Source organism: Leisingera coralii (assembly GCF_049056525.1).
Classification (GTDB): Bacteria; Pseudomonadota; Alphaproteobacteria; order Rhodobacterales; family Rhodobacteraceae; genus Leisingera; species Leisingera coralii.
On the sequence record NZ_JBHUPT010000002.1, the window covers coordinates 259,271 to 279,124 of the forward strand.

Consider the following 19,854-nt stretch of genomic DNA (forward strand, 5'->3'; position numbering starts at 1 on the left):
TGCCGCCCCCTCTTATAGGGCGCTGGACAGGGAAGACAATTGGACCTTTTGGAAGCAAGGGATTTGGATGAAGAAACTGACAATGCCTGGGTTAGCAGTGCTTTTGGTTGTTCTGGCGGTAATTGGCATCGTGAACTTCAAGAGTGAATTTCGAGAGGCGCTAGGCACTTGGTACAAGCTCTTTGATCTGTTTCTGCAAGTATTCGCCCCGTTAGTAGGTGTCTGGTTTATGATTGTGGCGGCAGGCATAGGCAGGAACGATAGCAAGGTATTGCCCAACGGTGATCGAGCCATCGGTATTAGAACCGGCGCGCTAGCGATCCTGACTTTGTGCACTGCTGTCTTTGTGCCCCTGTTCGTTTACTCCGGCTTCATTGATCCCGACGCGGCGAGGTTGAACTGGTTAACGATATTGTTCTGGGGAGCGCCTTCCTTACTATTCATAGTCGCGACCATCGCTGCCTGGGTGACAATGTTTTCGTGGAATGAAACGTGGATCAGATCCCGTTCTCTGTTAGGCAGCAAAACGCTGTACTGGGCGGATCTGCAGCGGATTGACGGGAATGGATACGCAGGGACTGCTACCTTACATTTTGCACAAAAACGGAAGTTGGAAATTTCTGGTTTCTATGAAGCCGTAGAGGAACTGATCCACTTTGCCTTTGATAAACACGAGGACAATCTGCAGTTGGCGGCATCTTCTGCTCAGAACGCAACGGCGCCAGTTAAGCAAGGAGTGGTGAATAGCCAGGTTTGGACGCGCGTGTGGCTCTCTCTGCTGTTTCTGGCTTTTGCGGCATTCATGAGCTATGGCGCTTGGTACTTATTGCTGGGATTGAAATCGAGGCCTGCGCAGGGCGATGGCTTCTGGGGTGTCGCCTTGGCAGGCGCAGCCATCTATTTTCTGTGGTGGACATGGGCACTTCAGGGCGTTCGTTACCGTTGGTCCGAGCAGGTAGTTGAATATCGCGAAGGCGTTATGCGCAAATGGCGGAAGATGCCATGGCGGGCTCTGAAATGCATTGAAATGGCGCGCGACGACTCCGCAGCCAGTGTACTGATTTTTAAAGATGATGTTAAATTGCGGGTGCATGGTCATCTTGTTGGAGCAGAAGCCTTGATTGCCTACGCAGAAAGCAGATTGAACGATGCCTGAACTCCCCGAGGTCGAGACGGTGAAACGCGGTTTGGCGCCGGCTATGGAGGGGGCGGTGATCGCGCGGGCGCAGGTGAACCGCCCGGATCTGCGCTGGCCGTTTCCGGAACGGATGGCGGAGCGGCTGACTGGCGCACGGGTCAATGCCCTCAGGCGGCGGTCGAAGTACATTCTGGCGGATCTTGATACGGATGAGACGCTGCTGATCCACCTCGGCATGTCGGGCCGTATGACGGTCTCGGGCGATCCGCTGGGGCAGTTTGTGCATGAGCACCCGCAGGCGGAGAAGCATGACCATGTGGTGCTGGACATGGACAACGGCGCCCGCATCACCTTCAACGATCCGCGCCGGTTCGGGGCGATGGACCTGCTGGAGACCGCAACCGCCGACTCCCACAAGCTGCTGGCGGTGCTGGGGCCGGAACCTCTGGGCAATGATTTCCACGAGGATCACCTGGTGGCCGCCTTCAAGGGGCGCAACACGCCGGTGAAATCCGCATTACTGGATCAGGGAATCATCGCAGGGCTCGGTAACATCTACGTCTGCGAAGCGCTCTTCCGTGCGGGAATTTCGCCACGCCGCAAGGCCGGGCAGATTGCCGCGCATCGGGTGGCGGCGCTGGTGCCGATCATCCGCGAAGTGCTGCAGGACGCCATCCGCGCGGGCGGCTCGTCGCTCAAGGATTTCCGGCAAGCCTCTGGCGAACTTGGATATTTTCAGCACTCATTCGATGTCTACGGGCGCGAGGGCGAGGCCTGCCGCCGCGACGGTTGCGCAGGGTCAATTGCCAGAATCACCCAGTCCGGGCGCTCCACCTTCTACTGTGTAAAGTGCCAAAGATAGCTTGATCAGAAGGACCCTTTTGGTAAGGACTCGGATCTGAACGGAACAACCGAAAGAGAAATCATGGCCTACGAGACGATCAACGTCGATGTGCAGGACCACGTTTGCCTCATTAAACTGAACCGCCCGGAGGCGATGAACGCGCTCAACCAGGAGCTCATCGGCGAGCTCTGCGATGCTCTGGAGGAGGCCGATGCCAGCGACAAGGTGCGCTGCATCGTGCTGACCGGCTCGGAAAAGGCCTTTGCTGCTGGTGCCGACATCAAGGAGATGTCGGAAATGAGCTTTACCGAGGTGTTCTCCACCAACCTGTTTGCAGATGCCAACGATCGTATCTCCGCGATCCGCAAGCCGATCATCGCGGCGGTGGCGGGCTATGCGCTGGGCGGCGGCTGTGAGCTGGCAATGCTGTGCGACTTCATCATCGCCGCCGAAACTGCCAAGTTCGGCCAGCCGGAGATCAACCTGGGCGTCGTGGCCGGCATCGGCGGCACCCAGCGGCTGACCCGGTTCGTGGGCAAGTCCAAGTCGATGGACATGAACCTGACCGGCCGCTTCATGAACGCCGAGGAAGCTGAACGCGCGGGCCTGGTGTCGCGCGTGGTGCCGGCCAAGAAGCTGATCGAGGAAGCGACTGCCGCAGCGCAGAAGATTGCGGAGAAATCGCTGCTGACGGCGATGGCGGTCAAGGAAGCGGTGAACCGTTCCTACGAGCTGCCGCTGAGCGAAGGCCTGCTGTTCGAGCGCCGGGTGTTCCACTCGATGTTTGCGACCGAGGATCAGAAGGAAGGCATGGCGGCCTTCCTGGAAAAGCGCGAAGCGCAGTTCCGCGACAAATAAGCGTCAGAGAACCTTTCAGAGCGGCGGGCTGGATGGCCCGCCGTTTTGCATTCCGGGCCGGCGCCCTTGCAATTCTGCACAGAGTTGGCTAAACGCCGCCCTCATACATGCGCGTGCAGCCCGCTCAGGCTAGAATCACACCGGTGAATGACCCCGGGGCTGGCTGGCATTGCGTCCGATAGAAACAGAACCCGAGATAAGGTCAGACACCATGGCAAATTCGCCCCAGGCCAAGAAGCGCGCACGTCAGAACGAGAAGCGCTTTGCCGTCAACAAAGCCCGTCGTTCGCGCATCCGCACCTTCCTGCGTAAAGTTGAAGAAGCCATCGCTTCCGGCGACAAGGAAGCTGCAACCGCCGCTCTGCGCGCGGCTCAGCCCGAGCTGATGCGCGGCGTCACCAAGGGTGTGTATCACAAAAACACCGCTTCCAGAAAAATCTCGCGCCTGTCCGCGCGGGTCAAAGCTCTGGGCTGAGATTCGCTCCGCTGAGCGGGTTCAAGACCTGTTGAAAAGTTGTCAGGGCGCTGCAGATTGCAGCGCCTTGTTTTTTTGGAAAAGCCTCGGCGGAGGCCCGCAGACGCGGGAGATTCTTTGCCGTTAAAGGCAGAGTCAACATCATAGTTTCGTTGCTGCTGACCCCCTCAAATTGCTACCACTGAGTCAGCGATTCACTCGCTGGGGGGACAGGCTGCTCGCGGCAATCTTGACGGGCATCAAGATTGTCAGGTTGCCCGGAACAGGCGGCACGCAAGTGCTTGGCTTTGTCCGGGAGCCACTGCTGTATCGTTAAGGACAGCAGCCTTGTCTCAATTGTGTGCGATACTGTTCGTGACGGCATACCGGCCGCATTTTGCGGCTGCTTTTGCTGTTGCCAGACGAACGTTCAGCCTGCGGGCGATGCGGCCAGTGATGGTCCGCACACGGTAACCCTGTGCGTGAACGGCCCCCGGGTGGTTGGGGGTGAAGATAGAATTGGCCCGGCAAATGGGCCGCTGCTTTTTGGGGACGCGTGAGGCGCAGCATGACAGAAGAAAAATGGGGACAGCTCAGAAACCGGCTGTTGAAGACGGTCGGCCAGAACAATTTCACAACCTGGATTGAGCCCCTGGAATTTGACACTGTGGACGGCGGGGTTGCCGTCTTCAAGGTGCCGACGAATTTCATGGGAAATTACGTCAGCCAGAACTTTGCGGATCTTATCCTGCATGAGCTGACCATGTCCGGCGAGCCGGTGCAGCGCCTGGCATTCCGGGTTGCGGCAAACAGCCCGGCGCGCCCGGCGGAGCCGGCCGTTGCGGCTGAGTCCTTTGGCGGCGCGCAGGATGACCTGGCGGTCATGACCGCACCGGCGGCGGCACCGGCAGCGGCAGCAGGCAAGGACACGCTGGAGGCGCTGCAGGCGGCGCCGCTGGATCCGCGGTTTACCTTTGACAGCTTCGTGGTCGGCAAGCCGAACGAGCTGGCCCATGCCGCGGCGCGCCGCGTCGGCGAGGGCGGTCCGGTCACCTTCAACCCGCTGGTTCTGTATGGCGGAGTGGGCCTGGGTAAAACCCACCTGATGCACGCCATCGCCTGGGAGCTGAAGGAAAAGAACCCGCATCTGAACGTGCTGTATCTGTCGGCGGAACAGTTCATGTACCGCTTCGTGCAGGCCCTGCGCGAGCGCAAGATGATGGACTTCAAGCACCTGTTCCGCTCGGTCGACGTGCTGATGGTGGATGACGTCCAGTTCATCGCCGGCAAGGACTCCACCCAGGAGGAATTCTTCCACACCTTCAACGCGCTGGTGGATCAGAACAAGCAGATCATCATTTCCGCCGACCGCGCCCCGGGGGAGATCAAGGACCTGGAAGACCGGGTGAAATCGCGCCTGCAGTGCGGCCTGGTGGTGGACCTGCACCCGACCGATTACGAACTGCGCCTGGGCATCCTGCAGACCAAGGTGCAGCAGCAGCGCGAGACCTACCCGGACCTGCGCATTGCAGACGGCGTGCTGGAGTTCCTGGCGCACCGGATCTCGACCAACGTCCGCGTGCTCGAAGGCGCCCTGACCCGTCTGTTCGCCTTTGCCTCGTTGGTAGGCCGCGAAATCGACATGGATCTGACCCAGGACTGCCTGGCCGACGTGCTGCGCGCCTCCGAGCGCAAGATCACTGTCGAGGAAATCCAGCGCAAGGTGTCCGAGTATTACAACATCCGCATGTCCGACATCATCGGCCCCAAGCGGCTGCGCTCCTATGCGCGCCCGCGCCAGGTGGCGATGTACCTGTGCAAGCAGCTGACCAGCCGCTCTCTGCCCGAGATCGGCCGCCGCTTTGGCGGGCGCGACCACACCACCGTGATGCACGGCGTCAAGCGCATCGAGGAGCTGAAGCTGACCGACGGCCAGATTGCCGAGGACGTCGAAATGCTGCGCCGGTCGCTGGAAGCCTGACGCGCCCCCGCACCCCAAACGATTGACTTGCGGCTCCGGTTTCCGGAGCCGTTTTTTCTTGTGGACAGGGGTGCGGACTACAGCCCATAACTCGGCTGAATACCCGGTATCACGGAAAACAAAGTTCCTTCCGGTTCAAAATCAGCCATAACAGCGCCCTGAACAGGAGCGCCGCATGATACCGCAACCCACTGAAAACCTGGATACGCCCCGCGGGCTGGCCTTTGCCGTCACCGCCTATCTGCTGTGGGGGTTCCTGCCGCTGTACATGAAGGCGCTGTCGCATATTCCCGCGGCTGAAGTTGTCGCCCACCGGGTGATCTGGTCGGTACCCGTCGCTGGCGCGCTGCTGATCATTTTGCGCCGGACCAAGGATCTGCGGGCCGCACTCAAGAACCCCCGGATGCTGGGCATGGCCTGCATCACCGCGGCGCTGATTTCGGTGAACTGGGGCATCTATGTCTGGTCGATTGCGGCCGGGCGGGCGCTGGACGCGGCGCTTGGCTATTACATCAACCCGCTGTTCAGCATTGCGCTTGGCGCCCTCCTGCTGCGCGAGCCGCTGGGCAAGGCGCAGTTGGCGGCTGTTGCGCTCGCTGCCGCTGCGGTGGTGGTGCTGACGCTGGAAGCGGGCAGGGTGCCCTGGGTCGCTGTGGGCCTGACGCTGACCTGGGGGTTCTATGCCTTCTTCAAGAAGTCGCTGCCGATTGGCCCTAACCAGGGGTTCCTGCTGGAGGTCCTGATCCTGCTGGTGCCTGCCCTTGGCTATTTCGCCTATCTGACCGCGACCGGAAGCAGCGGCTTTGGCGGCTCGCTCAGCGATACCTCGCTGCTGCTCGGCTGCGGCGTTGTCACCGCGGTGCCGCTGATCGTTTACGCCAACGGCGCCAAGCTGGTGCGGCTGTCGACCATGGGAATTCTGCAGTACATCGCGCCGACGATGATCATGCTGGCGGCGGTGCTGCTGTTCGGGGAGGAATTCGGCCGTGCCCGGATGATCGCCTTCCCGATGATCTGGGCGGCCCTGGTGATATACACGGTGCCGATGGTGCGGCAGATGCGCAAACGCCCCGGCTGAGGAGCGTCAGTCGCTTGACTGGGTGTCTTCGACCACGCCGACCACGGGACCCATCATGAAGCCCGCGTCGCTGCGGCCCAGCTGCGGTGCGTGCAGACGCGAGATATTGCCGTCGAAATAGAGCGCATTGGGCAGCTTCAGGTAGTCGCGGAACAGGCTGCCGAACTGGTGAAAGGTCACCGCGTTGCGGGAGATGGCAAAAACCACCCGTGTGCCATCCGCCGAGGTGCCCACCCCGTTGCGCACGTAATAGCTGTCGGAATCGGGCAGGAAGCGCGGGTGCAGTTCGCCTTCGATTACCAGCATCGGACCCGACTGAGTGGCGTAGGTGCAGCTGGGCGCCGCAGCCTCAAAGGCCAGCGTTTCAATCACGTCCGCCCGGCCTTTGCGGATGCAGAAGACGCCATTGGGCAGCAGGCCGAAATTGCCGGGCCCCGCATTGGTCACCAGCCGCATCTCCTGCGCGCCGTCCTCGACATAAAGGCCAACGGGCGAGCGGTCGGTGTGGTACATGCCGGCATTGGTGGCAAAGGCCAGCGTCTTGCCGGCCTCCGCCAGCGCCGCCTCCAGGGTCGAGAAATGCCCGTAGACCTGGCCGTCGCCATCCTTCAGAAACAGCCGCAGCTGTTCGCGGGCGGCGTCCACCTCGCAGACCGAATAACGGCTGCCCTCATAGGCCACATCGCTGCACTCGACCGCACCCGCCGCAGGGGCGGTCCATAGTGCAGCCAGCAGCAAGGCGGCCCTGCGGATCACTCTTCGACGTCGCGGCGCACCGCGTCCTGGGACAGCATCCGGCGGGTGTCGTCCATCTGATCGAAGGTCTCGTCCAGCCGGAAGCGCAGATCGGGGGTGAATTTCAGCCCCAGCTTCTTGCCGACCATGCGGCGCAGCTCGCTCTTGTTGCGGGCCAGCAGCTTCAGCACATCCTCCTGCCCCTTGCCGCCCAAGGGCAGTACAAAGGCTGTGGCGATTTTAAGATCGGGAGAGGTGCGCACCTCGCCCACGGTGATCGACATGCGGTTCAGGTCCGGGTCATGCACGTCGCCGCGCGCCAGCACTTCAGAGAGGGTGCGGCGGATCAGTTCGCCGACGCGAAGCTGGCGCTGGGACGGGCCGGGGCCATCGTGAAATTTGTTCTTTGCCATGATTCCGATCTATGCCGGATCGCGGGCTTTGCCAAGCGCTGCCCGGCACTGTAGGACAAATCCAGCTTGAACAAGGGAATTGGCCAATGACTCACAAACCAGGGATCGTGATTACCGGCGCATCGGGCCGCATGGGGCAGATGCTGATCAAGACGGTGCTGGAAAGCGATAAGGCTACGCTGGTTGGCGCGGTGGAGCGTGAGGGGCACGAGTGGGTTGGCCGCGACGTGGGTGAGATGATGGGTGGCCAGCCGGTTGGCGTCACTGTGACCGCCGACGCGCTGGAGGCGTTTTCCAAGGCGCAGGCGGTGATCGACTTCACCGCGCCGGAGGCAACGCTGGCTTTTTCCAAGCTGGCGGCCCAGGCCCGCGCGGTGCATGTGATCGGCACCACCGGGATGACGGATGAGCAGATCGCCCAGCTGGAACCGGCCTCCCGCCACGCAGTGATCATCCGTGCGGGCAACATGAGCCTGGGTGTGAACCTGCTGGTGCAGCTGACCAAGAAAGTTGCCGCCGCGCTGGACGAGGATTTCGATATCGAGGTGATCGAGGCGCATCACCACCACAAGGTGGACGCGCCCTCCGGCACCGCGCTGATGCTGGGCGAGGCCGCCGCAGAGGGCCGCGGCGTAAAACTGGCGGATGTGCGTGATTCTGGCCGTGATGGCATCACCGGCGCCCGCAAGCGGGGCGACATTGGCTTCACCGCCATCCGCGGCGGTGACATCGTGGGCGAGCATGACGTGCTGTTTGCCGCCGCGGGGGAGCGGATCGTGCTGCGCCACCTGGCCACCGACCGCGCCATCTTTGCCCGCGGCGCGCTGAAAGCCGCGCTTTGGGGCCAGGACAAGGGCCCGGGCCAATACGACATGGTGGATGTGCTGGGGCTTTGAAATTCAGAAAGCGGCCCTCATGGGCCGCTGCCTCCGGCGGGAGTATTTCAGCAAAAGAGAAGCTCGGTCTCTTCTTCTTTGTCTAAAATACTCTGGGGGTGAGCAGGCAGCGCCTGCGAGGGGGCGACACCCCCTGACCAGCGCTCAGAAGTCGATTGCTATGCCCTTTTTCTCCCAATCGCCATAGCGTGCCGGGTCGGGGCCGTCGCGGCCGCCCAGCTCCTTGGGACGGGCCTCCTGCGATTCTGCGGCCTTGCGGCGCTCTTCGGCTTCGGCCAGCGCGCGCAGGGCGGCGGGGGGCAGGTCTTTCTTATCGGGTGCAGTCTCTTCGCTCATCGCGGGTTCCTTTATGCTCCGCCCATGATATACGCCCCTGTCCCGCGCAAACAAGCCGCGCCCTGAGGAGTTGCCAGATGTCCGATGCCAATCACGCCCGCCGCACCGCGGTTTACCTGCTGGATCAGGTGCTGGGAGAGGGGCGGCTGCTGGCGGAATGCTATGCTGCCGGGGCGCTGGAGAAACTGGCACCGGAAGACCGCGCCCGGGCGCAGCGGCTGGCAGCGGAAACCCTGCGCGGGCTGGAGCGCGCGGACCGGATCCTGAAGAAGCACCTCAAGAAGACACCGCCGCTGACGGTGATGAACGTGCTGCGGCTGGGGACGGTGGAGCTGTGCTCGGGCGGTGCGGCGCATGGGGTGGTGAATGCGATGGTGGACATCGTCTCCAAGCACCGCCGCCACGGGCAGCTCAAGGGGCTGGTCAATGCGGTGCTGCGCAAGGTGGCCGGCGAAGGCCCGGCGGAATGGGCCAAGCTGCGCACGCCGCGGCTGCCGAACTGGCTGCGCAAACCGCTGGTGCAGGCCTGGGGCGCTGAAGTGATGCTGGGCATGGAGGCAGCGCATTTTGCCGGTGCGCCGCTGGATATCACCGGCAAACCCGGCGTGGACTTGCAGGCGCTCGGTGGAGAGCTTCTGCCCACTGGTTCAGTGCGGATCGCCAATGCCGGGCAGGTGTCGGCGCTGCCGGGCTACCAGGTTGGGGATTGGTGGGTGCAGGATGCTGCAGCTGCGCTGCCGGCCCGGATTCTGAACGTCCAGCCCGGCGAGCAGGTGTTGGAGCTCTGCGCGGCCCCGGGCGGCAAGACCATGCAGATGGCTGCTGCCGGTGCCAAAGTGACGGCTGTAGATATCTCGGAAAGCCGCGTGGCGCGGCTGAGGGAGAACCTGGAGCGCACCGGGCTTGAGGCCGTCTTGGTGGTGGGTGATGCGCTGGAGCAGACCGGCCAGTATGACGCGGTGCTGCTGGACGCGCCCTGCTCGGCCACCGGCACCATCCGCCGCCATTCCGACCTGCCGCATGCCAAGGACGGCAGCGAATTCGGCGCCCTGATTGAGCTGCAGGCGCAGATGCTGGCGCATGCGTGGTCGCTGGTCAAACCCGGCGGGCGGCTGATGTACTGCACTTGCTCGCTGCTGCCGGATGAGGGCGAATGCCAGGCCGAGGAGGCGCTGGATATGTTCCCGGACATGGCGGCCGACCGCGATGCGCTGGCGCTGCCTGGCGTTGATCCGCAGTGGATCACCGAGGAAGGCGGTTTGCGCCTGCGACCCGATTACTGGGCGGAGCGCGGCGGCATGGACGGCTTCTACATGATCCTTCTGCGCAAATCCGCGTGACCCCGGGATGTCCCCGGCATTCGCCGGTGACTCATTGCACACCCCGCGCTATGCTCGCGCCAAAACGCCCCGGAAAACTCCTCTGGCGTGAGGCAAAAAGAGCATGTCCACTTATGACAGAATGGCAGGCCGCAGCACCCGCCTGCTGAACCGGTATTACGCCTGGCGGGCCCGCAGCCAGCCTGCGGCGACCGGCTTTGTCTCGCAGCCCGAACCGCGCACCATCGGCAGCTTTGCCCGCGGGCGGCAGCTGGTGGCGGGCAATCTGCTGTTTGCCGGCTACCTGGTCGAATCGCCCGATACCGGCCTGTGGGAGGTTGTTGCGCCGGACGCGGCATTTGATGCCGAGCGGCACGGCTTTGCCTGGCTCGACGACCTGGCCGCGGTGGGGGATTTCAAGGCCCGGCTGAAGGCGCAGAAATGGGTCTGGGGGTGGATTGAACGGCACGGGCGCGGCGGCGGGCTGGCCTGGCTGCCGGATCTCACCGGGCGGCGGGTGATCCGCTGGATCAACCATGCGCTGTTCCTGCTGAGCGGCAAGGACAAGGACGAGACCGAGGCCTTCTATGGCTCCCTGGCGCGGCAGACCTGGTATCTGTCGCAGCGCTGGCAGGGGGCCGCCCCCGGCCTGCCGCGGTTCGAAGCCCTGTGCGGCCTGATCTATGCGGGCCTTTCCCTGCAGGGGCGGGAGGAGCTGGCGGACCCGGCGGTCAAAGCCTTGGCCGCGGAATGCGAGGCCCAGATCGACGATCAGGGCGGCTTGCCGACCCGCAATCCGGAAGAGCTGCTGGAAGTTTTCACATTGCTGACCTGGGCTGCGGCGGCGCTGCATGAAGCGGGCCGCATGGTGCCGCCTGCTCATGTTGCCGCCATCGAGCGGATTGCGCCGACTCTGCGCACCCTGCGCCACAGCGATGGCGGGCTGGCGCGGTTCCACGGCGGCGGCCGCGGGCTGGAAGGGCGGCTGGATCATGCGCTGGCTGCCAGCCATGTGGCTGAACGCCATGCCGACGGGCTGGCGATGGGCTTTGCCCGGCTGTCGGCGCGGCGCACCTCGGTGATTGTCGATGCTTCTGCCCCGCCCAAGGGCAAAGCGTCTTACAATGGTCACGCATCTACTCTGGCGTTTGAGCTGACCTCGGGGCGGCGGCCGCTGATCGTGAATTGCGGATCGGGCGAATCCTTTGGTGTGGAATGGCGCCGGGCCGGGCGCGCCACGCCGTCGCATACCACGCTGTGCATCGAGGGCCATTCCAGCGCCCGGCTGGCGCCGCCGCACAAGACCACGGGCCATGAGGAACTGATCGAAGCCCCGGACGACGTGCCGCTGGAGGTCGCTGACCTGGCGGACGGCTTCCGGTTCCAGGGCGGCCATAACGGCTATGCCGCGCATTTCGGGTTGACCCATGCCCGCACGCTGGACTTGTCCTTTGACGGGCGCAGCCTCAGCGGCGAGGACATGCTGGTGGCCTTGGATGAGACCGCCAAGCGCCAGTTCGCCAAGGTGCGGGATGCCAGTCCGGATGGCGGCATCGGCTTTGATATCCGCCTGCACCTGCACCCTGAGGTGGATGCAGCCCTTGACTTGGGCGGCGCGGCAGTATCCATGGCGCTCAAGAGCGGGGAAATCTGGGTGTTCCGCCATGACGGTGTCTGCCAGCTGCGACTGGAGCCAAGCGTTTTCCTGGAAAAGACCCGCTTGAAGCCGCGTGCGGCAAAGCAGATCGTTTTATCCGGGCGGGCGATGGGATATGCCACCCGCGTCCGGTGGACGCTCAGCAAGGCGCAGGAGACTGCCATTGCCGTGCGAGACCTGAACCGGGACGAACCCGAGACGTTTGACTGAGCCTTTGAAAAGGACCGCCCTGCCATGACCGACCTTCACCCCGTACGCCGTGCGCTGCTTTCCGTATCCGACAAGACCGGCCTGATTGAGCTGGGCAAGGCGCTGGAGGCGCGCGGTGTCGAATTGCTGTCCACCGGCGGCTCTGCCAAGGCGCTGCGCGATGCCGGGCTGACTGTGAAAGACGTCTCCGAAGTGACAGGTTTTCCGGAAATGATGGACGGCCGCGTCAAGACCTTGCACCCGATGGTGCATGGCGGCCTGCTGGCGCTGCGCGACAATGATACCCATGTTGCTGCAATGAACGAGCATGGCATTGGCGCCATCGACCTGCTGGTGGTGAACCTCTACCCGTTTGAGGCCACCGTGGCCAAAGGCGCGGATTACGATACCTGCATCGAGAACATCGACATCGGCGGCCCGGCGATGATCCGTGCGGCGGCCAAGAACCACGCCTTCGTCAACGTGGTTGTGGATGTCGAGGACTACGAAAAGCTGCTGGGCGACATGGATCAGCACGACGGCGCAACCTGCCCGCGCTTCCGCCGCAAGCTGGCGCAAAAGGCCTATGCCCGCACCGCGGCTTATGACGCGGCGGTCTCCAACTGGCTGGCCGGTGAGCTGGAACTGGAAGCCCCCAAGCGCCGCGCCTTTGCCGGCGAATTGAAGCAGACCCTGCGTTATGGCGAGAACAGCCACCAGAAGGCGGCCTTCTACACCGATGGCTCGAACCGTCCTGGTGTTGCCACTGCTGTGCAGCTGCAGGGCAAGGAACTGAGCTACAACAACATCAACGACACCGACGCGGCCTATGAGCTGGTGGCGGAATTCGACCCGGCCGACAGCCCCGCGGTGGCGATCATCAAGCACGCCAACCCCTGCGGCGTGGCCAAGGGGGCAACCCTGGCCGAGGCCTACCAGAAGGCGTTCGACTGCGACCGCACCTCTGCCTTTGGTGGCATCGTGGCGTTGAACCAGCCGCTGGACGCGGAAACCGCAACCAAGATCACCGAGATCTTCACCGAGGTGGTGATCGCGCCGGGTGCGTCGGAGGAGGCCAAGGAGATCTTTGCCGCCAAGAAGAACCTGCGCCTGCTGCTGACTGACGGCCTGCCGGATCCGCGCAAGCCCATCGTGGCTTACAAGCAGGTGGCCGGCGGTATGCTGGTGCAGGACAAGGACGTGGGCTACGTCGGCATGGAGAACCTGAAGGTGGTGACCGAAAAGGCGCCGTCCGACGCTCAGATGCAGGACCTGCTGTTCGCCTGGAAAGTCGCCAAGCACGTGAAATCCAACGCCATCGTCTATGTGAAGGACAACGCCACAGTCGGTGTCGGCGCCGGTCAGATGAGCCGTCTGGACAGTGCCAATGTCGCTGCCGCCAAGGCGGGCCGCATGGCGGCCGAACTGGGCCTGGCGGAAAGTCTGGCCAAGGGCTGCGCCGTGGCTTCGGATGCGTTCTTCCCCTTCCCGGACGGTCTGCTGGAGGCGGCGGCTGCGGGCGGTGCCTGCGTGATCCAGCCGGGCGGCTCGATGCGCGATGACGAGGTGATCAAGGCGGCCAATGACAAGGGGCTGGCCATGGTCTTTACCGGCATGCGCCACTTCCGCCACTAAGCAAGGCAGCAAGACATGGCAGCACGTTGGATGATCTGGGGCGCAGCCCTCTCGTTCCTGGCGGATCAGGCCAGCAAATACCTGGTGATCCACTGGATGGGGCTGGACCAGCGCCACCGGATCGACGTGCTGCCGCCATTCCTGAACTTTCGCTACGGCGAGAACACAGGCATCAATTTCGGCCTGTTCGGCGGCGGCGATGAAGCCGCGCGCTGGATTTTGATCGGGCTGTCGGCGGCGATCTGTGTCGCGCTGGCGGTGTGGATCAGCCGCGGCCAGGACAAGTCCTGGGGCATGCAGCTGTCCGCCGGGATGGTGATCGGCGGTGCGCTGGGCAATGTCGCGGACCGCCTGCTGTACGGATATGTGCTGGATTTCCTCAACACGTCCTGCTGCGGTATCCAGAATCCGTTCGTGTTCAACGTCGCCGACATCTTCATTTTTGCCGGCGCTGCAGGGCTGATCTTCTTTGACGGGCGGCGCAAAAAGCCTGCGTAGACCTTGGCAGGCAAATGCGGTAAAAGCGCCAGGAAACAGGCAGGAGTTTGGGGCAATGAAGATCCCGTTCGCAGTGATCGTTCTGACTGGCGCGGTGGCAATGTCCGGCTGTGCGCAGAAGGGGCTGCGCGTCCTTCAGAAACCGGGCACCGGCCCGGATGAATTTCTGGTCCTGCCTACCAAGCCGCTGAGCACACCGGAAAACTACAGCAGCCTGCCGGTTCCGACCCCGGGCGGCAGCAACCTGACGGATGTCAATCCGCAGGCCGAAGCCGTGGCTGCCCTGGGCGGCAAGCCGGGCGCGCTGGTGGCGGGCAGCGGTGTGCCGTCTGGCGATGCGGCGCTTGTTACCGCATCCAGCCGCTATGGCGTTGAGCCCGGTGTGCGGGAAACGCTGGCGGAGGAAGACGCAAATTTCCGTCACCGCAACCGCCATCTGGGCCGGATCAAGATCGTGCCGGTGGACCGTTACGAGCAGCTGTACCGCAAGCAGAGCATCGACCCCTTTGCGGTCAGCGACCAGTTCCGCAAGGCAGGCGCGGCCACGCCGTCCTCGCCGCCAGAAGACGAGTCCTGAGCACTCACTTTTCTGCCAGCCAGTCTTGCAAGACGCCAGCAGCCGCGTAGGTTGACAGCAGCCTTTCTGCTGGCAATGAGCCGCGAATTGTGGCTGCAATGAACAAAAGAGCAGTAACCGCATCCTGCCGGGCAAGGGCAGGGGCGCAGAAATTGGAGGATGCCAGATGATCCACAGGATCACATTGGCCGCCGCAGCGCTGTGTGCTGCCTTGTCCGGTCCCTTGCGGGCCGGGGACGAGGCGGTGACCGCGTTCACCCTGGACAATGGCATGGACGTTGTCGTGATCGAAGACCGCCGGGCGCCGGTGGTGCAGCAAATGGTCTGGTACCGGGCCGGCTCCGCCGATGAGCCGCCGGGCCAGTCCGGTGTCGCCCACTTCCTGGAGCATCTGCTGTTCAAAGGCACCGACAAGCTCGCCCCCGGCGAGCTGTCCGCCACGGTGCGCGCCAACGGCGGCCAGGACAACGCCTTTACCAGCTATGACTACACCGCCTATTTCCAGCGCGTCGCCGCCGACAGGCTGGAGCTGATGATGCAGATGGAAAGCGACCGGATGACCAACCTCCGCCTCAGCGAGGAGGATATCGTCACTGAGCGCGAGGTGATCCTGGAAGAACGCAACCAGCGCACTGACAACGATCCCGTGGCGCTGTTCCGCGAGCAGCTGCAGGCGGTTCAATACCTCAACCATCGTTACGGCCAGCCGGTGATCGGCTGGCGGCATGAGATGGAAAGCCTGGATATGGAGGACGCGCTGTCCTTCTATCAGACCTATTACGCGCCCAATAATGCCATTCTGGTGGTCTCCGGCGATGTCCAGCCGGCGGAGGTGAAGGCGCTTGCCGAGACGTATTATGGCGTGATCCCGGCCAACCCGGATTTGCCGGAACGCTTCCGCAGCCAGGAGCCGCCGCAAACTGCCGAACGGCGGCTCACCTTCAAGGATCCGCGCGTCGCGCAGCCCTATGTGCAGCGTTCCTACCTGGCACCCGAGCGCGACAGCGGCGCCCAGCAGAAGGCCGCGGCGCTGTACTTGCTGGCGGAGCTTTTGGGGGGCGGTAACACGTCCTACCTCGCCAATGCGCTGCAATTCGACCAGCAGGTCGCGGTATACACCGGTGCCTTCTATTCTGGCAGCACATTGGACGACACGTCCTTTACCTTCCTGATTGTTCCGGCCGAGGGTGTCGGCATGGAGGACGCCGAGGCGGCGCTGGATGCCACCATTACACGCTTCCTGGAAGAGGGCGTGGACGAAGCTCAGCTGGAGCGGATCAAGCTGCAGCTGCGTGCGGCGGAGATCTATGACCGCGACAACGTGAACGGCATAGCCAACCGCTATGGCCAGGCGCTGAGCATCGGGCTGACGGTGCAGGATGTGCAGGACTGGCCGAAGATCCTGCAATCGGTCACGGCGGATGAGATCATCGCCGCCGCCAATGAGGTTCTGCGTCCGGAATCCTCTGTCACAGGCTGGATGATGCGCGACGAAGAGGTAACCCAATGACTCCGCTGAAATACATCGCCGCGGCGCTGCTGGCCTGTTTCCTGGCGCTGCCTGCTTGGGCCGGGATCAAGATCGAGGAAGTCACTTCTCCTGGCGGCATCAAGGCCTGGCTGGTGGAAGATCACGCGATTCCGTTCTCTGCGCTCGAGCTGCGCTTTCGCGGCGGCACCTCATTGGATGCGCCGGGCAAGCGCGGTGCGGTCTATCTGATGACCGGGCTGCTGGAGGAAGGCTCCGGCGATCTGCGCGCCCAAGATTACGCGCGGGCGCTGGAATCACTGGCAGCAGAGTTTTCCTATGATGCGGATAAGGATTCCGTATCCATTTCCGCCCGCTTTCTGACCGAAAACCGGGAGGAGGCAATGGCGCTGCTGCGTCAGACCCTGTTCGAGCCGCGTTTCGACCAGGATGCACTGGACCGGGTGCGGGCGCAGGTGCTGGCGGGTTTGCGCTCCGACGCGAAGAACCCCAACAACATCGCCGGTGAGGCGTTCTCCAGGATGGCATTTGGCGATCACCCCTATGGCAGCGATGGCAAGGGCACGCTGGAAACCGTCGCCGCGCTCAGCCGGCAGGACATCTTTGACGCATACGAGGCGGTCTTTGCCCGTGACAGGCTCTATGTCAGTGCTGTCGGCGACATTACTGCCGAGGAGCTGGGCACGCTTCTGGATGATCTGCTGGGCGAACTGCCCGCAGAGGGCGCGCCGATCCCCGGCCCGGCCGAAGTCACAATCGAGGGCGGCGTCACCGTGGTGGATTTCGATACTCCGCAGTCGGTTGCCCTGTTTGGTCAGAAGGGCATCAAACGCGAGGACCCGGATTTCTTCACGGCCTATGTGATGAACCAGATCCTGGGCGGCGGATCGTTTGAAACCCGGCTGATGACCGAGGTGCGGGAAAAGCGCGGGCTGACCTATGGGGTTTATTCCTACCTGGTGCCGCGCGATCTGGCGGCGGTCTATATGGGCTCCGTGGCCTCTGCCAACGGAAAGATGGCCGAGGCGGTCGACGTGATCCGCAATGAGTGGCGCCGCATGGCCGAAGAGGGGGTGACGGAAAAGGAACTGAAGGACGCCCAGACTTATCTGACCGGCGCCTACCCGCTGCGGTTCGACGGCAACAGCCGCATTGCCTCGATTCTGGCAGGGATGCAGATGGACAACCTGCCGATCAGCTACGTGGAAACCCGCAACGACCGGATTAACGCCGTTACCCTGGACGACGTGAACAGCTTTGCGGCAGAGTTCATGGACCCCGACGGGCTGCATTTCGTCATTGCCGGCCGTCCCGAGGGCCTGGAAACCACCAACTGATATTTTACCGGGCGGCACGCGTTGCCGCCCGGATTCTTTGCAAGGCCGCGGCCGCGGGCGCGCTGCCGCCCATGGCGGCGGCCTCCACTGCTTTCCCTTTCAATTTGCGGCAAACTCATGTATGGGCGGGCTTATCTGAGACGATGTGCCCAGGCCCCGGCACGCGAAAGAAAGATAGGTGGGGCCGGCGGCAATGGGGCCGCCACGCAAACGGGAGACCCGGAGGGCCGGGAGTGCTCCCAATTAGGATACGCTAGATGTTTAACGTTTCGAAAAAATCGATGCAGTGGGGCGAGGAAACGCTCACACTGGAAACCGGCAAGGTTGCCCGCCAGGCGGATGGCTCCGTGATTGCCACCCTGGGCGAGACCTCGGTCATGGCCAACGTGACCTTTGCCCGTCAGCAGAAGCCCGGCCAGGACTTCTTCCCGCTGACCGTGCACTACCAGGAAAAATACTATGCTGCGGGCAAGGTGCCCGGCGGCTTCTTCAAGCGCGAAGCGCGCCCGACCGAAAAAGAAACCCTGACCGCGCGTCTGATCGACCGTCCGATCCGCCCGCTGTTCGTCCCCGGCTTCAAGAACGAAGTTCTGGTGATGTGCACCGTGCTGAGCCACGACCTGGTCAACGACCCGGACATCGTTGCAATGATCGCGGCCTCCGCTGCGCTGACCATCTCCGGCGCGCCCTTCATGGGCCCGATCGCCGGTGCCCGCGTTGGCTTCGTTGACGGCGAATACGTGCTGAACCCGACTGTCGACGACATGCAGGACCTGCGCCTCAACCCCGAGCAGCGCCTGGACCTGGTTGTGGCCGGCACCAAGAACGCCGTGATGATGGTGGAATCGGAAGCTTACGAGCTGACCGAAGCCGAGATGCTGGGCGCGGTGAATTTTGCGCATGAGCAGATCCAGCCGGTGATCGACCTGATCATCTCGCTGGCCGAAGAAGCCGCCAACGAGCCTTTCGACTTCCAGGCGCCGGATTACTCCGAGCTGTATGAAGCCGTGAAGGCTGCCGGCGAGACCGAGATGCGCGCTGCATTCGCGATCACCGACAAGCAGGAGCGCACCGCCGCTGTTGCCGCTGCCCGTGAGACCATCAAGGCAGCCCTGACCGAAGAGCAGCTGGAAGACGCCAACCTCGGCTCTGCCATGAAGAAGCTCGAAGCCGGCATCCTGCGCGGCGACGTGGTGAAGGGCGGCAAGCGCATCGACGGCCGTGACACCACTACCGTGCGCCAGATCGTGGCCGAAACCGGCCTGCTGCCGCGCACCCACGGTTCCGCCCTGTTCACCCGCGGCGAGACCCAGGGCCTGGTCGTGACCACGCTGGGCACCGGCGACGATGAGCAGTTTATCGACGCGCTGCACGGTAACTTCAAATCCAACTTCCTGCTGCACTACAACTTCCCGCCGTACTCGGTTGGTGAAGTGGGCCGTGTCGGCTCCCCGGGCCGCCGCGAAATCGGCCACGGCAAGCTGGCATGGCGTGCGCTGCAGGCGGTTCTGCCGGCACCAACCGACTTCCCCTATACCATCCGCGTGGTGTCGGAGATCACCGAATCCAACGGTTCCTCCTCGATGGCTTCCGTCTGCGGCGGCTCGCTGTCGATGATGGACGCAGGCGTGCCGCTGAAGGCACCGGTTGCCGGTGTTGCGATGGGTCTGATCCTGGAAGACGACGGCTCCTACGCGGTGCTGACCGACATCCTGGGTGACGAAGACCACCTGGGCGACATGGACTTCAAGGTGGCAGGTACCGAGAACGGCATCACCTCGCTGCAGATGGACATCAAGGTTGCCGGCATCACTCCGGAAATCATGGAGAAAGCCCTGGCCCAGGCCAAGGACGGCCGTCTGCACATCCTGAACGAGATGGGCAAGGCCCTGTCCGAGACCAACGAGTTCTCGGTCCACGCCCCGCGCATTGAGACCATGCAGATCCCGACCGACAAGATCCGTGAAGTGATCGGTTCCGGCGGCAAGGTGATCCGCGAGATCGTCGAAGTGTCCGGCGCCAAGGTCGACATCAACGACGATGGCGTGATCAAGATCGCCAGCCCGAACGGCGACGCCATTCAGAAGGCCTATGACATGACCTATTCGATCGTGGCAGAGCCGGAAGAAGGCCAGATCTACACCGGTAAGGTCGTGAAGATCGTCGACTTCGGCGCCTTCGTGAACTTCTTCGGCAAGCGTGATGGCCTGGTGCACGTCTCCCAGATCGAAAACCGCCGCCTGAATCATCCGTCGGACGTTCTGAAGGAAGGCCAGGAAGTGAAGGTCAAGCTGCTGGGCTTTGACGACCGCGGCAAGGTCCGCCTGTCGATGAAAGTCGTCGATCAGGAAACCGGCGAAGAAATCAAGAAAGAGGAAGCTGCCGAAGGCTAAGGCCCGAAACAGTTTCCGGACGGGTCC

General features: G+C 63.1%; 18 protein-coding genes. 15 read left to right on the top strand and 3 right to left on the bottom strand.

What is annotated here, in order from left to right:
- The first annotated feature begins 67 nt into the window (after positions 1-67).
- The 6 genes from ACFMBG_RS01795 to rarD all read left to right on the top strand — a co-directional run bounded on the left by ACFMBG_RS01795 (position 68) and on the right by rarD (position 6,353).
- Positions 68-1,156 (top strand): hypothetical protein, encoded by a 1,089-nt coding sequence (locus tag ACFMBG_RS01795; RefSeq protein ID WP_421053012.1) that lies wholly within the window; start codon positions 68-70, stop codon positions 1,154-1,156.
- Positions 1,149-2,000 carry a bifunctional DNA-formamidopyrimidine glycosylase/DNA-(apurinic or apyrimidinic site) lyase gene (gene mutM / locus ACFMBG_RS01800; protein WP_421053013.1) on the top strand — a complete coding sequence of 284 codons (852 nt, stop codon included), beginning with the start codon at positions 1,149-1,151 and terminating at the stop codon, positions 1,998-2,000. The genes ACFMBG_RS01795 and mutM overlap by 8 nt, the downstream gene beginning before the upstream one ends.
- A gap of 63 nt (positions 2,001-2,063) precedes the next feature.
- Positions 2,064-2,840, top strand: coding sequence for an enoyl-CoA hydratase (locus ACFMBG_RS01805; RefSeq protein WP_421053014.1), 777 nt, complete (start codon positions 2,064-2,066; stop codon positions 2,838-2,840).
- A gap of 211 nt (positions 2,841-3,051) precedes the next feature.
- Complete coding sequence (rpsT, locus tag ACFMBG_RS01810) at positions 3,052-3,315, top strand: 30S ribosomal protein S20 (RefSeq protein ID WP_008556347.1); 264 nt, start codon at positions 3,052-3,054, stop codon at positions 3,313-3,315.
- Positions 3,316-3,862: 547 nt separating this feature from the next.
- Complete coding sequence (dnaA, locus tag ACFMBG_RS01815) at positions 3,863-5,275, top strand: chromosomal replication initiator protein DnaA (protein WP_421053015.1); 1,413 nt, start codon at positions 3,863-3,865, stop codon at positions 5,273-5,275.
- A gap of 175 nt (positions 5,276-5,450) precedes the next feature.
- Positions 5,451-6,353 (top strand): EamA family transporter RarD, encoded by a 903-nt coding sequence (gene rarD, locus ACFMBG_RS01820; protein WP_421053016.1) that lies wholly within the window; start codon positions 5,451-5,453, stop codon positions 6,351-6,353.
- 6 nt (positions 6,354-6,359) lie between these two features.
- Here rarD and ACFMBG_RS01825 read toward each other — a convergent pair whose 3' ends face one another.
- Positions 6,360-7,109: a phosphodiester glycosidase family protein gene (locus tag ACFMBG_RS01825; protein ID WP_421053017.1), complete on the bottom strand. Its 750-nt coding sequence runs from the start codon at positions 7,107-7,109 to the stop codon at positions 6,360-6,362.
- Positions 7,106-7,501: a 30S ribosome-binding factor RbfA gene (rbfA, locus tag ACFMBG_RS01830; RefSeq protein ID WP_027245073.1), complete on the bottom strand. Its 396-nt coding sequence runs from the start codon at positions 7,499-7,501 to the stop codon at positions 7,106-7,108. Before rbfA ends, ACFMBG_RS01825 begins: the two co-directional genes overlap by 4 nt.
- A gap of 86 nt (positions 7,502-7,587) precedes the next feature.
- Between rbfA and dapB the strand changes: the two genes are divergently transcribed.
- On the top strand, positions 7,588-8,397 hold the full coding sequence (gene dapB / locus ACFMBG_RS01835) for a 4-hydroxy-tetrahydrodipicolinate reductase (protein ID WP_421053018.1): 810 nt from the start codon (positions 7,588-7,590) through the stop codon (positions 8,395-8,397).
- Between the two features lie 144 nt (positions 8,398-8,541).
- Here the strand turns inward: dapB and ACFMBG_RS01840 are convergent, their stop codons facing one another.
- Positions 8,542-8,733 carry a DUF1674 domain-containing protein gene (locus ACFMBG_RS01840; protein ID WP_421053019.1) on the bottom strand — a complete coding sequence of 64 codons (192 nt, stop codon included), beginning with the start codon at positions 8,731-8,733 and terminating at the stop codon, positions 8,542-8,544.
- Between the two features lie 77 nt (positions 8,734-8,810).
- Between ACFMBG_RS01840 and ACFMBG_RS01845 the strand changes: the two genes are divergently transcribed.
- The 8 genes from ACFMBG_RS01845 (at position 8,811) to pnp (ending at position 19,827) form a co-directional block, all read left to right on the top strand.
- Positions 8,811-10,073, top strand: coding sequence for an RsmB/NOP family class I SAM-dependent RNA methyltransferase (locus ACFMBG_RS01845; protein WP_421053020.1), 1,263 nt, complete (start codon positions 8,811-8,813; stop codon positions 10,071-10,073).
- A 103-nt stretch (positions 10,074-10,176) separates the two neighbouring features.
- Positions 10,177-11,919: a heparinase II/III family protein gene (locus tag ACFMBG_RS01850; protein WP_421053021.1), complete on the top strand. Its 1,743-nt coding sequence runs from the start codon at positions 10,177-10,179 to the stop codon at positions 11,917-11,919.
- Between the two features lie 24 nt (positions 11,920-11,943).
- Entirely contained in the window at positions 11,944-13,533 is a 1,590-nt protein-coding gene (gene purH / locus ACFMBG_RS01855; RefSeq protein ID WP_421053022.1) for a bifunctional phosphoribosylaminoimidazolecarboxamide formyltransferase/IMP cyclohydrolase, read from the top strand.
- Positions 13,534-13,548: 15 nt separating this feature from the next.
- Positions 13,549-14,031, top strand: coding sequence for a signal peptidase II (lspA, locus tag ACFMBG_RS01860; protein WP_421053023.1), 483 nt, complete (start codon positions 13,549-13,551; stop codon positions 14,029-14,031).
- A 55-nt stretch (positions 14,032-14,086) separates the two neighbouring features.
- On the top strand, positions 14,087-14,608 hold the full coding sequence (locus ACFMBG_RS01865) for a DUF3035 domain-containing protein (protein WP_421053024.1): 522 nt from the start codon (positions 14,087-14,089) through the stop codon (positions 14,606-14,608).
- Between the two features lie 166 nt (positions 14,609-14,774).
- Positions 14,775-16,118, top strand: coding sequence for a M16 family metallopeptidase (locus tag ACFMBG_RS01870; protein WP_421053025.1), 1,344 nt, complete (start codon positions 14,775-14,777; stop codon positions 16,116-16,118).
- Entirely contained in the window at positions 16,115-17,434 is a 1,320-nt protein-coding gene (locus ACFMBG_RS01875; protein WP_421053026.1) for a M16 family metallopeptidase, read from the top strand. Before ACFMBG_RS01870 ends, ACFMBG_RS01875 begins: the two co-directional genes overlap by 4 nt.
- Before the next feature lie 257 nt (positions 17,435-17,691).
- The gene (pnp, locus tag ACFMBG_RS01880) at positions 17,692-19,827 is read left to right on the top strand and encodes a polyribonucleotide nucleotidyltransferase (RefSeq protein ID WP_421053027.1); all 2,136 of its coding nucleotides are present in this window, start codon (positions 17,692-17,694) and stop codon (positions 19,825-19,827) included.
- Positions 19,828-19,854: the final 27 nt, after the last annotated feature.